The following is a 15,184-nucleotide window of genomic DNA, read 5'->3' as shown; positions in this document are numbered from 1 at the left end:
ATCTGTGCTGCCATGACCGCCAACCTCGATCAGATCGCCGAAATGGACCGCAATTCGGTCCTGCATCCCTTTACGCAGATCAAAGATTTCGCCAGCGGGAAATTGGGCGACCCGACAATCGTCGAAACCGGCAAGGGCATCCGCATCCAGGATGCACAGGGAAAGCAGCTGATCGACGGCTTCGCCGGTCTTTACTGCGTCAATGTGGGCTACGGGCGCACCGAGGTCGCCGAGGCCATCTCGCGCCAAGCCTATCGCCTCGCTTATTACCATAGCTATGCCGCCCACACGACGGACGAACTCGCGATCCTCTCCGATCGTCTGGTGAAAATGGCACCTGGTAGGATGAGCAAGGTTTTCTACGGCATGTCGGGTTCCGACGCCAACGAAACCCAGGCCAAGCTCGTCTGGTACTACAGCAACCTGCGGGGCACGCCGAACAAGAAGAAGATCGTCTCCCGTGAACGGGGTTATCATGGTTGCAGCGTCGTCTCCGGTTCCATGACGGGCATGAGTTTTTACCATGACCATATGGACCTGCCGCGTGGGGGTATTCTTCACACCGGCGCGCCGCATCATTATTGGGGCGCGGAAGCAGGCGAAACGGAACTCGAATTTTCCAAGCGCCGCGCCGACGAACTTGAAGCCCTGATCCTGCGCGAAGACCCCGACACCATTGGGGCCTTCATCGCCGAGCCCGTACTTGGCACCGGCGGCATCACCCCACCGCCGCAAGGCTATTGGGACGAAGTGCAAAAGGTCCTCAAGAAATACGACATCCTGCTCATCGCCGACGAAGTCATCACCGGTTTCGGTCGCACCGGCTCGATGTTCGGATCGCAGCACTACGGCATCGAACCTGACCTAATTACGGTCGCCAAGGGCCTCACCTCGGCCTACTTCCCGCTATCGGGCGCAATCGTCGGCGAAAAGGTCTACAAGGTGATGGAAGAAGGGGCCGACCGCGTCGGCGCGTTCTCACATGGCTACACCTATTCCGGCCACCCGATTGGCGCTGCAGCAGCCAACGCCGTTCTCGACATCGTCGAGAAGGAGGATCTGCCGGGCAATGCACGCACGGTCGGCACCTATTTCCAAGCGCAGCTGAAGGAAAAGTTCGCTCAGCTTCCGATCGTCGGTGAAGTGCGAGGCGTCGGTTTGATGGGCGCCATCGAATTTGTGGCGGATCGCGAAAAGAAGACGCGCTTTGCGCTCAGCCTTGCTGTCGGTGCACGTATCTCGAAGGCCGCGCGCAGTCGTGGACTGATTGCCCGTGCCATGCCGCATGGCGATATTCTGGGTTTTGCGCCGCCCCTCGTCACGACGAAGGAAGAGGTCGACGAGATCATTGTCATCGCCGAATCCGCTGTACGCTCAGTCATGGACGAATTGGTCCAGGCTGGCGAGAGGATCTGATGCAAGCATGGCCGCCACACGGGACAAGGCTTGCTCGGCACTGCCGCCTGCCGAGCAAAATCGCGGCGATCGTGATTATTCCTGATGCAATCACGGCTCTGGCTGCATAACGCTTCATCTTTTGAAACGAAGCGTGCATAATGTCATGAAATAGTCGTCCTCAAAACGAGACAATTTCATGCGACGTCAAGCCAATCCCCTGAACCTTGTTCCGGTCACGGCCACCAAGCCGGTGGCATGGCAACCGCACCTTTCCAAGCAAAAGGGTGAGACGAAGCATGCAGCACTCACCGAGCGCATCATCGCCGATATCGATGCCGGCGTTCTCAAGCCAATGGATCGCATGCCGACGCATCGCGATCTGGCGCGCGAACTCGGCCTTTCCGTCCAAACCGTCAGCCTCTCCTACAAGGAGGCTGAGCGGCTTGGCTATCTGAGCGGTGAGATCGGTCGCGGCACCTTCGTCAAGACACGCGTGACCGACCGCGCCGGCCGCATGATGCTTGACCATAGCGCCAACGAAGTGCTCGACCTTTCCATCATTCGCGGCATCTATCTCGATGCGCATGAGGCCGCATCGCGCGAGATCCTTCGTGAGCTTTCCGAAGGCGACAATGCAAGCTTCATGCGTCCCTGCCGCCCGATCGCCGGCCTTGATCGTCATCGGGAGACGGCGCGCATCTGGTTACGCACGCTCGGCGTCGCGGCCGGGGTAGAGCGCATTCTCCTCACCAACGGCGCCGCCCACGCCATTTTTCTTGCTCTGAGCTGCATTGTCCGCTCCGGCGATGTCGTCTTAACCGAAAATCTCACCGATCACGGTATCATCGGGCTTTCCAATATCCTCGGCTTCAGCCTGAAGGGCTTGCCTACCGACAATGAGGGCATTTTGCCCGATGCGCTGGAGGCCGTGTGTGCAGCAGGCGGTGTCCGGGCGTTGGTGCTCATTCCGACCCTCAACAATCCGACAGGTCATGTCGCGGGCGCAGGACGCAGGTGTGAGATAGCCGCGATTGCGGCTCGTCACGGCGTGTTCGTCATCGAAGATGAGGTCTATCGACCGATGATCGAAGAGAACCTGCCTTCGATCACAGAAATGCTGCCTGATCTCGGTTTCTTCGTCACGAGCTTCACCAAGGTGGTGCTGACAGGGTTGCGCGTTGGCTATCTTGTTGTTCCACCAGCCTATTCCATCCGCGCCGCCTCAATCCTGCGCGTGTCGAGTTGGAGCGGCACCTACCTGACCGGCGAAATCGCAACACGCTGGGTCGAGAATGGCACGGCGCAGCGTCTGCTCGAAATCCAGCGTGACGAAGCACAGGTGCGCCAGAACATCGCCACAGAAATCCTCGGCGACCATATCGCCTCCACTCATCCGCTCTCGCTTTGCGCCTGGCTCAAGGTCCCGCCGCATTGGTCCGAGGAAGGTCTGGTTCGTTCGCTCACCAACCAGAAAGTCGCCGTCACGCCGTCCGAACCCTTCATTGCCGGGCCGGGTCATGGTGGCGGGATTCGTATCTGTTTGGGCGGACGCCTGAACCATGCAAGCCTGGCCAAGGCGCTGACGACCGTGCGGCAGGCCTTTGAGCAACTGCCCCCGGTCTATGATGTCGGTTCGATCGGCTAGAGCGATCCCACGGCAATCATTGAATCATTACAATATAATAATTGACATGATTTTAGTTCGCTCACAACATGACAATCATGAAGAGCGACGCCCAGTCCAGATTGACCGAAGAAAAGGTCCAGCCAGTCGTGCTGGCAGACATCAAGCAGGCTGCAGCCCGCATCGTCGGCCGGGTGACGCGTACGCCGCTCATTCGCTCTCGCACGCTCTCTGAACGCACCGGTCAGCCTGTCCACCTGAAGCTCGAAACGTGCCAGCCCATCGGCGCCTTCAAGCTGCGCGGCGCGATGAACGCCATCCTGTTGCTCGATGATGCGGCGCGCAAGCGCGGTCTCGTTACCGCCTCGACAGGCAATCATGGTCGCGCCGTCGCTTACGCCGCACGCGAGCTTGGCGTTCCCGCCATCATCTGCATGTCATCGCTCGTTCCGGCCAACAAGGTCGAAGCGATCCGCTCGCTCGGCGCCGAAATCCGCATTGTCGGCCTATCGCAGGACGATGCACAAGAGGAGGTCGAACACCTGACCGAGAGCCGCGGCCTCACGCCGATCCCGCCGTTCGACCATGCGGACGTCGTTGCCGGTCAAGGCACGATCGGCCTCGAAATTGTGGAAAACCTGCCTGAACTTGCGGCCGTGCTTGTTCCTCTTTCCGGTGGGGGTCTGGCCGGTGGCATTGCGGTTGCCGTCAAGGCCTTGAAGCCACAGAGCCGCGTCATCGGCATATCGATGGAGCGCGGGGCAGCCATGCATGCAGCGATTGCCGCCGGCAAGCCTGTCGCAATCCGCGAGGAGGAAACGCTGGCGGATTCGCTAGGGGGTGGCATCGGCCTCCAAAACCATGTCACCTTTATCCTTTGCCGCGATCTGCTCGACGACGTCATCCTCCTCAGCGAGGACGAGATTGCCGAAGGCATCCGCCATGCCGCGCGCAACGAGAGCGTAACCGTGGAGGGCGCTGGCGCAGTCGGCATTGCCGCCATCCTCGCAGACAAGGCCCGCCTATCCGGTCCAACCGCCATCATCGTATCAGGCGGCAACATTGACCCGAAGATGCACCAGAAAATCGTCGATGGGACCACCCTATGAGCCGCATCAGCATTCTGATGGAAAAAGACCTTCGCACCATCGTCAAGCTCGACGTCGCTGCCGTCGATTGCGTCGAACAGGCCTTTGCGGCGCTTGCCACCAAAGCCGTTGCTATGCCGCCGATCCTGCGCCTCGACATTCCGGAATTTCGGGGTGAAGTGGACGTCAAGACAGCCTATGTGCCAGGCCTTGACGGCTTCGCCATCAAGGTCAGCCCTGGCTTCTTCGACAACCCCAAGATCGGTCTGCCAAGCCTGAACGGGCTTATGATCTTGCTCAGCGCCAAGACCGGATTGGTCGAAGCCCTTCTTCTTGACAACGGCTATCTCACGGACGTGCGCACGGCAGCGGCCGGTGCCGTCGCCGCACGACATCTGTCGCGCGAAGACACCTCCGTCGCCACGATCTTTGGTGCAGGCATGCAGGCGCAGCTGCAGCTTGAGGCTCTCATGCTTGTGCACCGGATCAAATCGGCGCGAATCTGGGCACGCGATCATGCAAAGGCGCAGAAGCTTGCGATTGATTTCGCTTGCGACCACGGAATCGACGTCGCCGCCGTTGCCGATCCGCGCGAGGCCGTGCGCGGGGCAGATATCGTCGTCACAACAACGCCGGCAGAAAGGCCGATCCTGATGGCCGAATGGCTCGAACGCGGTCAGCATCTGACCGCAATGGGATCGGATGCAGAGCACAAGAACGAGGTCGATCCGGCCGTCTTTGCTCGCGCTACTTACGTCCCGGATCGAATATCGCAGACCCGCATTCTCGGCGAGTTGCACCATGCCATCAAGGCCGGCGCAGTCTTGCCGGACCAACAGTTTGCCGAACTCGGAGCTGTCATCGCCGGCAAGGCGATTGGCCGGTCGAATGCAGACGAAATAACCTTTGCAGACCTCACGGGCACCGGCGTGCAGGACACAGCCATCGCCAACCTGGCGCTCGCCCGCGCGACAGACGCCGGACGGGGCCAGACGATCGAAAATGACATCAAAATGGGAGATGCAGCGTGAGTGTGACGCTGAACTTTACGCGCGAGGAATATGCCGCGCGCCTTTCCAAAACCCGTCACGCGATGGAACAGGCGGGGATCGATCTCCTGATCGTCACCGATCCATCCAACATGCACTGGCTGACCGGCTATGACGGCTGGTCCTTCTACGTGCATCAATGCGTCCTGGTGCCGCCAAGCGGCGAGCCGATCTGGTACGGTCGCAAGCAGGATTCCAACGGCGCCAAGCGCACCGCCTATCTGGACCATGACAATATCATCGGCTACCCCGATCACTACGTCCAGTCGAGCGAACGCCACCCGATGGATCTCCTGGCGCAGATCATCGATGAGCGCAGGTGGTCCAGCCTCACTGTTGGCGTCGAGATGGACAATTATTATTTCTCGGCTGCCGCCTTCGCCTCTCTGCAAAAGCATCTGCCAAATGCCCGCTTCAAGGATGCGGCGGGGCTCGTCAACTGGCAGCGCGCGATCAAGAGCCCAACTGAACTCGACTATATGCGAAAGGCAGGCAAGATCGTCGAACTGATGCACAAGCGCATCGTCGACGTCGTCGAACCCGGCATGCGCAAATGCGATCTCGTCGCCGAGATCTACGATGCCGGCATACGGGGTACGTCCGAATTCGGCGGCGATTATCCGGCGATCGTGCCGCTCCTGCCGTCGGGCGCAGACGCTTCCGCGCCGCACCTGACCTGGGACGACAAGCCGATGCGTTCGGGCGAAGGGACGTTCTTCGAAATCGCTGGCGCCTATAAGCGTTATCATTGCCCACTGTCGCGTACCGTATTCCTGGGCAAGCCGACGCAGGCCTTTCTCGACGCGGAAAAGGCAACGCTCGAAGGCATGGAGGCGGGCCTTGCCGCAGCAAGGCCCGGCAATATGTGCGAGGACATCGCCAACGTCTTCTTTGCCGTCTTGAAAAAATACGGGATCATGAAGGACAACCGCACCGGCTATCCGATCGGTCTTTCCTATCCGCCTGACTGGGGCGAACGCACGATGAGCCTGCGCCCAGGCGACCGTACGGAGCTGAAGCCCGGCATGACATTCCATTTCATGACCGGTCTCTGGCTCGAAGACATGGGGCTGGAAATCACGGAGAGCATCGCGATTACCGAAACGGGTGTCGAATGCCTGTCCAATGTTCCGCGCCAGCTGTTCGTGAAAGGCTGAGGCCATGCTGACGAGTGCGCCCCGCCCCTCGCCGATCGCCTCATCCGTCGATTTCGACGGGAAGGGTGTGCAGCACGGGCACCTGCGATTGCCCTATAGCCGTGACGACAGCGCCTGGGGTTCGGTCATGATCCCGATCTGCGTCATCTCCAACGGCGAAGGTCCGACCGCCCTCCTCACCGGTGCCAATCATGGCGACGAGTATGAGGGTCCGGCGGCTCTCTACGAGCTGGCACAGACACTGGATCCGGCGCAGGTGAGTGGGCGCATCATCATCGTCCCGGCGCTCAATTATCCCGCGTTTCGCGCAGGGACCCGCACGTCGCCGATTGATCGCGGAAATCTGAACCGTAGCTTTCCGGGTCGCCCGGATGGAACGGTGACGGAAAAGATCGCGGACTATGTCACCCGCCATCTCATACCGCTCGCCGACATCGTGCTCGACTTCCATTCGGGCGGCAAGACGCTCGACTTTCTGCCCTATGCCGCGGCACACGAGTTGCCTGACAAGGGTCAGGAGGCGCGCTGTTTTGATGCCGTTGCGGCTTTCGCTGCGCCCTACTCGATGAAGATGCTGGAGATCGATGCGGTCGGCATGCTGGATACGACGGTCGAGGAGATGGGCAAGACCTTTGTCACCACTGAGCTCGGCGGTGCTGGCACCGCCAGCGCGAAGTCGATCGAGATCGCGCGAAAGGGCAGTCTCAACCTCCTGCGCCACGCCGGAATTCTTGAGGGGGCGCCGGATACCCGGCCGACGTGCTGGCTCGATATGCCGTCGAGCAACTGTTTCACATTCGCAGAGGATGACGGCCTGGTCGCCTTTGCGCAGGATCTCGGAGATCCGATCCATACCGGCGATATCATCGCCAGCATCTACCCGGTCGGAAAGACCGGTGTCGCGCCGATCCACTGCCGCGCAGCCATGGATGGCATTCTGGCGGCTCGCCACGTGCCCGGCCTCATTAAGGCCGGCGACTGCCTTTCCGTCATCGCGACGATCACGGAGAAGACCAAATAAACGCAACCATGTGAGATCCGAAAACGGACCACAAGAACCTTAACCAGAGGAGAATTCGAATGCGCATCTCAAAATCCATTTGCCTTTCCGCGCTGGCGCTCAGCATCGGCGTGACATCGGCCAGCGCACTGACCGTCGAAGAAGCCAAGAAACAGGGATTTATCCGCGCCGCGACAGCCAATGAGGTACCCTATTCGTATATGCAGCCGGACGGCACCTCTGCCGGCATCGGCCCTGACGTCGCCAATGCCGTCCTAAAATCCATGGGCATCGAGGAGGTCAATTGGACCGTAACGCCCTTCGGCACGCTCATTCCGGGTCTCAAGGCTCGTCGCTTCGATTTTGCCGCCGCCGAGCAGAACATATCGCCCGAGCGCTGCAAGCAGGTCGCCTTTACCGAACCCAACTCGTCCTACGGTGAGGGACTGCTGGTCAAGAAGGGCAATCCGAAGGGCCTGACGACCTATGGCGACATCGCAAAAGACCCATCCTTGAAAGTCGCCGTTGTTTCCGGCGCAAACAATGTCGACTTCCTGCGCGCCGTCGGCGTCAAGGACGAGCAGATCGTCTTCATTCCGGCGAATGCCGATGCGATCCCCACCGTGCAAAGCCGGGTCGATGCCTATGCGGCAACCGAGTTGACCGTTTCCGAACTTGCCAAGGGACAGGCCAATGTCGAGCAGGTCGCGCCATTCAAGGATCCGATCGTCAAGGGCGCACCGGTCCGCAACTATGGCGGCTTTGCCTTCCGTCCGGAAGACAAGGAATTGCGCGACGCGTTCAACACTGCGCTCGTCGCGTTCCGAAAGACGGACGACTATAAGAAGATCCTCATGAAGTATGGTCTGTCGGAACAGAGCATCGCGGCAGCGGCAGAGAAGAACGTCGCCGATCTCTGCGCCGGGAAGTAACAAGAAAGGCGCCCGGTCCCGGACTGGGCGCCGCCTGCTTTCATTCGGAGAGATTGCCAGATGAGCTGGACAGCCTATCTGCCGATGCTTTGGCAAGGCGCTACCGTGACGATGACGATCACTTTGGCAGCGATCGTCTGCGGCGCGGTGCTTGCCTTCGTTTTCGGCATCCTGCGCGTCGAGGGAGGACCGATCCTGTCAGCCGTCGCGCTCTGCTACACGGAGGTGTTTCGTGGGACCTCGCTGTTCGTTCAGCTGTTCTGGTTCTATTATGCGCTGCCGCTCGTCGGTCTGAGTTTCGATCCGATCACCACCGGCATCCTGGTATTGGCCGCCCATGTCGGCGGCTATGGGGCCGAAATCGTTCGAGGGGCCCTCATGTCGGTCTCCGTGCAGCAGCTGGAAGCCGCCCGGGCGTTGAACTTCAACCGTGCCCAGACCCTCTTTCGCATTTCGCTGCCACAAGCCATCGTCGAAATGATGCCGGCCTTCGGAAACCTCGCCATCGAAACGCTGAAGCTGTCCTCGCTGGTGTCGTTAATCTCGATAGCCGATCTCACCTTTGCGGCCCAATCCATCCGCAACATCACGCTGGACAGCGCAAGCATCTATTCAATCACCCTCGTGTGCTACTTCGCCATGTCGCTCGTCTTGATGGCAGCCGTGCGCGTGATCGAGCATTTCGTGCGGCGCGGCGATGTCTTCCCTCGCTCGGCTCATTCGTGAGGACCTTACGGCTATGATGTATGGTTACGAATGGGACACAACAACCTGGGTTACCTACACGACCTCGATCCTGCCAATCATTCTTATTGGTTTGACCGTCACGTTGAAGGCTGCAGCCGCTGGATTTGCGATTGCACTGGTGCTCGGCCTGGCGTTTGCCCTCCTGCGCCGAAGCCGCGTCAAGGTGATCTCCTGGGCGACAGCCTTTATCGTGGAGTTCCTGCGCGATACGCCGCTTCTGGTGCAGCTGTTCTTCCTCTACTACGTGCTGCCCGATTTCGGTATCGTGCTGCCGGCCTTTCTCACCGGTGCAATGGCCCTCGGTCTGCAATATGCGGCCTACACGTCGGAGGTCTATCGCGGCGGCATCGAAGCCGTGCAGCACGGCCAATGGGAAGCGGCAACCGCGCTCAACATGACCCGCATGCAGACCTATTACGACATCATCCTGCCCCAGGCCATTCCGCGAATCGTGCCCGCCATGGGCAATTATCTCGTGGCCATGATCAAGGAGACCCCGGTTTTATCGGTTGTCACCGTTCTTGAGATGATGGGCCTTGCCAACATGATCGGCGAACGCACATTCGAATATCTCGTGCCGCTGACGCTTGTCGGCCTGATCTTCCTTCTGCTGACGCTGATCTGCTCAGCAGGCCTCCACCGCTTGCAGAAAGCTCTTCCAAAGGCAGGAATACCCTTGCGATGACCGACAGTATCGATCCACCCATCATCGAGTTTTCCGATGTCACCAAGCGCTTCGGCATTCTGACAGTGCTTGACCATTTCAATTTCAGCGTCGCGAAGGGCGAGAAGGTCACGCTCATCGGACCGTCCGGCTCCGGCAAATCGACGGTCCTGCGTATTCTCATGACACTCGAACCGTTCCAGGAAGGCAAGCTGACGCTTGCTGGTACGTCCTACCATGAGCCGGATGGCAAGGGCCGGTTCCAGGCCTCGGAAAAACACCTGCGCCAGATCCGCAACCATGTCGGCATGGTCTTCCAGAGCTTTAATCTCTTTCCTCATATGACAGTCCTTCGCAACGTTGTCGAAGCGCCGGTACGGGTACTGGGAATGGGGCGGGCGGAAGCGGAAGCGCGAGCAATCGAACTGCTGCAGATGGTGGGGCTGGCGGACAAGAAGGACCATTATCCTGTGCAGCTTTCCGGCGGTCAGCAGCAGCGTGTGGCAATTGCCCGTGCGCTTGCGATGCGCCCACGGGTTCTGCTTTTCGATGAACCGACCTCTGCGCTTGATCCGCAACTGGTGGGCGAGGTGCTTTCCGTCATCCGCGGGCTGGCGCATGAACATGATCTCACCATGCTGCTCGTCACCCATGAGATGCGCTTTGCCCGAGAGGTGTCGGATCGCGTCTGCTTTTTCGACAAGGGGCGCATCTGCGAGCAGGGTGCGCCTGAAGAGATATTCGGCGCGCCGCAAGTGGAGCGGACGCGCGAATTTCTATCATCGGTTTTGGGATAGTCTGGAAACCCAGCGGCTAAGAGACTCCGGCAGACGGCTTCGAAACAGAGCGGCTGGACAGGTGTTTTTGAAAGGATATGGACCTGGTGTGGATCGTGATGGGTCGTCCGCATTTGATGTCGAGGAGGAAAGCACTTCGTGCTCACCAATAGGCAATGATCCAGGCGGTTGAGGCCCTCGTCCACGAGAGTGAACCCTGCTTTTCAATGGTTTGCGATTACAGGATGGGTTGGATCGGTGCCTTGACCCACTTACGTCAGTTATCGCCGAGATGCCAAGCCTCAAACAACAGGCCAGAGGCACCTTGCACCGGATCGGTTTCAGGTAAGGCGACGTCGGCGATTGTTCTGAGGAGTTCTGCGGTTGGAGCGCTTGTCTGAATATCGGCGTGTTGGCCTGGCGGGTATGCGCCAACCACTTGAAAGTCGCTGCTCGCTTCCAGGTTTTGATGACCTGTCCCCGCTGGAAGGACAAGACAATCTCCCGGATGCAACTCGAACACCTTACCGGTCGGACCGCCGATCAGCAGCTTTCCCGTTCCCTTTCCGACACCAAGCACTTCATGAGCGCCCGCGTGATAGTGCTGATAATCGAAAACACCATCGCGCCAGATGCCTTCCCACCCGTGCGAGGTGAAGAGACGCGCGAACTCCTCGCACCCATCATCGCAGATGAAGATGCTGCGATAGACGATAACCGGAATCGTCTGGTTGTTGGGCACCCAGTCGCTTTTCTCAAAAACGATCTTTTGCGTTTCCATGTCTTTCCCCATCGCCGATAGCCTAATTTGTGGAACGCACCGTCATTGAACCGTCACGCGCCAGACCGTATTGCCGACGGGTTCCAAAGCCAGAGTGCCGAAGACCTCGGCAGAACACGTTACAGCCGCGATTTGTTCCTTTCGTGCGCAACAATGGCAATGCGTCCGGGGCATATCGACATCGAAATGTCGCCAAAGGACCTGAATGGCGCTACTCGACGTCCTCCCGACACACATCCTCAAGCAAACCGGATCGCATGCGCAGGCGAGCTACGCCATCCTGGATACACCGGATGTCGTGCAGCAGCATTACGGTCGATTCCTGCCGCAGGACAAGGCAGCATTGGCGGCCAAGATTTTGAATCAGGTTTGGCAAGCTGCTTAACCGGTCAAACCGGTCGCCTCAGGGGCAGATCAATCCGCATCTGAGGCGACCTGATAATCAAAACGCCTTGAACGGGGTTGAACCTATGCCCCATTCCGGAACAGGCGTTTTGAATCAAGGTTCCTGACCATGCTGAACGGCAGCACGTTATCAGCTTCAAACTGGGCTGCCGGCGCGGGCCTTGCAATGAAATATCCCTGGAGCTGGTTGATTCCGTACTGCTGCATCAGCCGCTGATGTTCGATGGTCTCGACGCCTTCAATGAGTATCCTCACGCCGCGATTGCGCAGCAGGCTGATGATGTCGAGCAACATCCTCTTGCCTCTCTCCGTGTTGCAGTCATGGAGGAAGGATCGATCGATCTTGACGGTGTCGAACTCTATGAGGCGAAGCCACGAGAGCCCTGCGAAGCCTGTGCCAAAGTCGTCGAGCCAGACTTGAGCGCCGAGCTTTCTCAGGTCGCTAATGCAACGAACCACATCCTGGTCGATTTCCAGCTCCACGCCTTCGGTAATCTCGAAAGCAAGTCGGGCACCCGTCACGCCGAATTCTGCCAGTGTTGCCGCCACATAGGTGGCGAAACCCGGCATCTTGAGTTCAATCGGGGAAACGTTGACGCTGGCAACCTGCACGAGGTCGGTCGCCAACAAGTCTCGGCAAACAGTGCGGATTGCCCACCGGCCGAGTTCGACGATCGAGCCCGTCCTTTCCGCAACCGGGATGAATTTACCAGGCGATACGGGCGTTCCATCCAACATGCTCAAACGCATCAAAGCTTCGACAGCGTCCGTCTTGCCCGTCTGGACGTTGCGGATCGGTTGATAGACGAGCGAGACAAGGCCGTGCTCGAGCGCGATCTTCAGGGTCGCAGCTATATCCTCGCTGTCATCGCTGCTCTCAGGATCTTCGGGATCGAAGACCACGAGGGTGTTGCGGCCCGCAGCCTTGGCGGCGTAAAGCGCGCGATCAGCTTCGTGAATGACCTTCTCGATCTGCTTGCTCTCGTCCCGCGTATAGGACACGCCGACACTCACGGTGATGACAGTGGTCCCGTCTCGCCTGTGTTCGTGTGGCCAAGCCAACGCCCGAACGGCAGCACACATTGCTTCTGCGAGCTCGACCGCTCGCTGCGAATTCGGCATCGGTGTGATGACGATGAATTCCTCACCGCCGTATCGCCCGATGATCGAACCCCAGGAAGAGGCCACGCTTTGAAGAAGCTGGGAGACAGCGATAAGACAGCGGTCACCTTCCTGATGGCCGTAGCAGTCGTTATAGCGTTTGAAATAATCCACATCGATAAGCAGGACGGCAAAGGGCACCCTGTCGTCCTGCCAGCGTTGCCAATGATCACGCAGACGTTGATCGACTGCCCGGCGATTTTCGAGGCCGGTCAACGAGTTGGTGTTCGAGAGGTGCAAAAGAGCCTTGCCTCTTTCGTCGGCGGCAGCTTGCTGCAAACTCGCTTCAACTGCATTAAGGAAGACTTTGTAGCGCTCCCTATTGAGCTGAAGGTTCACGTAAGACGTGAAAATAAAGCAGGAAATACAGAACGAGCCGAGGATGAGCTTGTGGAGAAGCAACATGGGCGCGAACAGATAGAGGGCGCCGATGAAGATGAGCACGTTCGTTGCGGAGGCCGCAAGAGCAACCGAAAACCGGAAACTGAAGAACAAGTTGACGCTCATCATGAAGATCGCGCCAAACACCATATAATATGAGAACGCATCCCCGGCCGCGCTCATCTGGGCGGTGAGAAGCCAGACAAGATAGGCTACGAGCACCGACATCGCCGCGGCCATGTCGACCGTATCGGCTTTTGCCTTGCGGTAGAGCAGAAATTCCAGCACGCATAACGCACTGACGCCAACCGCCAGCCGGCCGGCGACCGTGTACTGGACGACATCGCCGATAAAAAGATAGTCCGTGAAGGAATATGCAAGGTAAGCAGCGACCGCTGTCCAGAGGCCTTTGCGCGTCCCGCTCTTTCGACCGCTCTCGCTCTTCTGCTCATAAAGGCAACGCAACTGCTCTGGCGACAGCGTCGGCCGCACGGTAGCAGCTGCGGTCTCGGCTAACACGTGCATCATGCCCCTGCCACCCAACATCTTGCAGCAGTTGCCCTTCGCAGACTGCCAACTAAAGCTGGATAGCCGTACGCAGACTCCACATCAACCGATAACGCTCAAACGATCCCCAAGCGGGCAGGCTATCTCTCGGGTTCACTAATATTTTCTAAAGCTAAGACGTGCACTGGCGCCGCGGCCCAACCTTAACGCTTGACTTGCGTGAAAATGGTGAGGATTTTACGCAATGTTTTAAGTTCTTATTCACCAGTGAGGTTTCAGTGGCTCAGCCGCTCTTTTCTCTTGATGGCCAAAGCCTGATCACGCCGCAGTCCTTCAGCAATAAGCTTCCCTCACCGAACCGAGATGACCAAACAGACCTCCTGCGAACTGCGGAGGCTGAGTTTGCGATCGTCATCAACATCGCGATACAACGGTTCTCCGCAGGCAAGAACCTGCCTGATGCAGTCAGGTGGCTGATTGGCCAGCTCCATGACGTCCGTCATAAATTCGGCGCTGCCGTGTGGCAGAAGCTCATCCCTGTCATTCAGGCCCATCCCTCGGCAAAGATCCTCCAGCAGTGCCCGTTCACCCGTTGGTCCTTTGACAAGCCTCGCGGCTATTCCGGTGATGCCAGTCTCATAGACTTCATTTATGGGCATCCGGCGGTGGCCGAAGAAGTGGCCAGATCCACCCGTCTCGGCCTGGATATCTTCGACTATACGATAAACGCCCCCGGCCCGGTCGCCGTAAGGGAACGTCGCGACATCCTGACCCGCTACGTCGACGAGACCGCCGCGCGAACGGGTTCGAATACCGAAGTCCTGGCCATCGCTGCCGGTCACCTGCGCGAAGCGGAGGCATCAAAGGCACTTGCGGAAGGCCGCCTTAAACGCTGGGTAGCTCTTGATCAGGATCCGGAAAGTATCGGCTCGATCTCTAGCCAATTCCACGGAACTTCCGTCGAACCTATCAATGGATCCGTGCGCGGCTTGCTCGCACGCAAGCATCGGATCGGCACTTTCGATCTGATCTACGCAGCAGGATTGTACGATTATCTCACCGATAAAGTGGCAATCCGGCTCACGCAGATTTGCATGGAAATGCTGAAGCCAGGCGGCGTCTTTCTATTTGCCAACTTTTCCGACGAGATGGCCGATGACGGGTACATGGAATCCTACATGAACTGGGAGCTTCTCCAGCGTTCGGAAGCCGACATGTGGCGTATTTCCCATCATAGTGCGACGGAAGACACTGATGACAAGACGGTCTGGTTCGGTGCCAACCGCAACATCATTTACGCCACCATCAGGAAGCGGTCGTAAGCCCCGACGGGCCGGGCGCGCATCACAAAATCCGATGCCCGGGTTTTGCGATGTCGACGCTTGCGCGTGGCGGCATGACCTGTCGTTATTGAGGCACCGGCCATGTTGCGCTTCATTTCGCGCGACAAACAAACGAGCCAGACCGATAGCGTGAGTTGGACACTAAAGGGGTTACTGATCGAATGCTCGATG

The 15,184-nt window shown here is 58.7% G+C and carries 14 protein-coding genes; 12 read left to right on the top strand and 2 right to left on the bottom strand.

Annotation, left to right across the window (positions count from 1 at the left end; genetic code table 11):
- Positions 1 to 12 precede the first annotated feature (12 nt).
- The 10 genes from ACR9ZQ_RS41510 to ehuA all read left to right on the top strand — a co-directional run bounded on the left by ACR9ZQ_RS41510 (position 13) and on the right by ehuA (position 10,456).
- Positions 13 to 1,416: an aminotransferase gene (locus ACR9ZQ_RS41510; protein WP_481430900.1), complete on the top strand. Its 1,404-nt coding sequence runs from the start codon at positions 13 to 15 to the stop codon at positions 1,414 to 1,416.
- Positions 1,417 to 1,594: 178 nt separating this feature from the next.
- Entirely contained in the window at positions 1,595 to 3,043 is a 1,449-nt protein-coding gene (ehuR, locus tag ACR9ZQ_RS41505; protein WP_310380990.1) for a MocR-like ectoine utilization transcription factor EhuR, read from the top strand.
- A gap of 68 nt (positions 3,044 to 3,111) precedes the next feature.
- Positions 3,112 to 4,131 carry a hydroxyectoine utilization dehydratase EutB gene (gene eutB, locus ACR9ZQ_RS41500; protein ID WP_310380987.1) on the top strand — a complete coding sequence of 340 codons (1,020 nt, stop codon included), beginning with the start codon at positions 3,112 to 3,114 and terminating at the stop codon, positions 4,129 to 4,131.
- Entirely contained in the window at positions 4,128 to 5,141 is a 1,014-nt protein-coding gene (gene eutC, locus ACR9ZQ_RS41495; protein WP_481430899.1) for an ectoine utilization protein EutC, read from the top strand. The genes eutB and eutC overlap by 4 nt, the downstream gene beginning before the upstream one ends.
- Entirely contained in the window at positions 5,138 to 6,316 is a 1,179-nt protein-coding gene (doeA, locus tag ACR9ZQ_RS41490) for an ectoine hydrolase DoeA (protein ID WP_481430898.1), read from the top strand. Before eutC ends, doeA begins: the two co-directional genes overlap by 4 nt.
- Positions 6,317 to 6,320: 4 nt before the next feature.
- Positions 6,321 to 7,337 (top strand): N(2)-acetyl-L-2,4-diaminobutanoate deacetylase DoeB, encoded by a 1,017-nt coding sequence (gene doeB, locus ACR9ZQ_RS41485; RefSeq protein WP_310380975.1) that lies wholly within the window; start codon positions 6,321 to 6,323, stop codon positions 7,335 to 7,337.
- Positions 7,338 to 7,396: 59 nt separating this feature from the next.
- On the top strand, positions 7,397 to 8,248 hold the full coding sequence (gene ehuB / locus ACR9ZQ_RS41480) for an ectoine/hydroxyectoine ABC transporter substrate-binding protein EhuB (RefSeq protein ID WP_310380973.1): 852 nt from the start codon (positions 7,397 to 7,399) through the stop codon (positions 8,246 to 8,248).
- A 60-nt stretch (positions 8,249 to 8,308) separates the two neighbouring features.
- Positions 8,309 to 8,974: an ectoine/hydroxyectoine ABC transporter permease subunit EhuC gene (gene ehuC, locus ACR9ZQ_RS41475; protein ID WP_310380970.1), complete on the top strand. Its 666-nt coding sequence runs from the start codon at positions 8,309 to 8,311 to the stop codon at positions 8,972 to 8,974.
- A 13-nt stretch (positions 8,975 to 8,987) separates the two neighbouring features.
- Positions 8,988 to 9,680 carry an ectoine/hydroxyectoine ABC transporter permease subunit EhuD gene (ehuD, locus tag ACR9ZQ_RS41470; RefSeq protein WP_310382170.1) on the top strand — a complete coding sequence of 231 codons (693 nt, stop codon included), beginning with the start codon at positions 8,988 to 8,990 and terminating at the stop codon, positions 9,678 to 9,680.
- The gene (gene ehuA, locus ACR9ZQ_RS41465) at positions 9,677 to 10,456 is read left to right on the top strand and encodes an ectoine/hydroxyectoine ABC transporter ATP-binding protein EhuA (RefSeq protein ID WP_481430897.1); all 780 of its coding nucleotides are present in this window, start codon (positions 9,677 to 9,679) and stop codon (positions 10,454 to 10,456) included. Before ehuD ends, ehuA begins: the two co-directional genes overlap by 4 nt.
- A 256-nt stretch (positions 10,457 to 10,712) precedes the next feature.
- Here the strand turns inward: ehuA and ACR9ZQ_RS41460 are convergent, their stop codons facing one another.
- Positions 10,713 to 11,216: a cupin domain-containing protein gene (locus ACR9ZQ_RS41460; RefSeq protein ID WP_310380960.1), complete on the bottom strand. Its 504-nt coding sequence runs from the start codon at positions 11,214 to 11,216 to the stop codon at positions 10,713 to 10,715.
- 205 nt (positions 11,217 to 11,421) lie between these two features.
- Here ACR9ZQ_RS41460 and ACR9ZQ_RS41455 point away from each other — a divergent pair, with 205 nt between their 5' ends.
- Complete coding sequence (locus tag ACR9ZQ_RS41455; protein WP_481431029.1) at positions 11,422 to 11,601, top strand: hypothetical protein; 180 nt, start codon at positions 11,422 to 11,424, stop codon at positions 11,599 to 11,601.
- An 83-nt stretch (positions 11,602 to 11,684) separates the two neighbouring features.
- Here ACR9ZQ_RS41455 and ACR9ZQ_RS41450 read toward each other — a convergent pair whose 3' ends face one another.
- Complete coding sequence (locus ACR9ZQ_RS41450) at positions 11,685 to 13,688, bottom strand: putative bifunctional diguanylate cyclase/phosphodiesterase (protein ID WP_481431019.1); 2,004 nt, start codon at positions 13,686 to 13,688, stop codon at positions 11,685 to 11,687.
- Between the two features lie 260 nt (positions 13,689 to 13,948).
- Here ACR9ZQ_RS41450 and ACR9ZQ_RS41445 point away from each other — a divergent pair, with 260 nt between their 5' ends.
- The gene (locus ACR9ZQ_RS41445) at positions 13,949 to 14,992 is read left to right on the top strand and encodes a class I SAM-dependent methyltransferase (protein WP_481431018.1); all 1,044 of its coding nucleotides are present in this window, start codon (positions 13,949 to 13,951) and stop codon (positions 14,990 to 14,992) included.
- Positions 14,993 to 15,184 lie beyond the last annotated feature (192 nt).

It is taken from the genome of Rhizobium sp. KNZ14-9A (assembly GCF_056755015.1).
Note: the sequence above shows the minus strand (reverse complement) of the source record. Positions and strands in the feature narration are given on the sequence as shown.

Coding starts and splice junctions, on each gene's coding strand:
- ACR9ZQ_RS41510 (WP_481430900.1), top strand. CDS start 13: ATGACCGCCAACCTCGATCAGATCGCCGAAATGGACCGCAATTCGGTC.
- ehuR (WP_310380990.1), top strand. CDS start 1,595: ATGCGACGTCAAGCCAATCCCCTGAACCTTGTTCCGGTCACGGCCACC.
- eutB (WP_310380987.1), top strand. CDS start 3,112: ATGACAATCATGAAGAGCGACGCCCAGTCCAGATTGACCGAAGAAAAG.
- eutC (WP_481430899.1), top strand. CDS start 4,128: ATGAGCCGCATCAGCATTCTGATGGAAAAAGACCTTCGCACCATCGTC.
- doeB (WP_310380975.1), top strand. CDS start 6,321: ATGCTGACGAGTGCGCCCCGCCCCTCGCCGATCGCCTCATCCGTCGAT.
- ehuB (WP_310380973.1), top strand. CDS start 7,397: ATGCGCATCTCAAAATCCATTTGCCTTTCCGCGCTGGCGCTCAGCATC.
- ehuC (WP_310380970.1), top strand. CDS start 8,309: ATGAGCTGGACAGCCTATCTGCCGATGCTTTGGCAAGGCGCTACCGTG.
- ehuD (WP_310382170.1), top strand. CDS start 8,988: ATGATGTATGGTTACGAATGGGACACAACAACCTGGGTTACCTACACG.
- ehuA (WP_481430897.1), top strand. CDS start 9,677: ATGACCGACAGTATCGATCCACCCATCATCGAGTTTTCCGATGTCACC.
- ACR9ZQ_RS41460 (WP_310380960.1), bottom strand. CDS start 11,216: ATGGAAACGCAAAAGATCGTTTTTGAGAAAAGCGACTGGGTGCCCAAC.
- ACR9ZQ_RS41455 (WP_481431029.1), top strand. CDS start 11,422: ATGGCGCTACTCGACGTCCTCCCGACACACATCCTCAAGCAAACCGGA.
- ACR9ZQ_RS41450 (WP_481431019.1), bottom strand. CDS start 13,688: ATGCACGTGTTAGCCGAGACCGCAGCTGCTACCGTGCGGCCGACGCTG.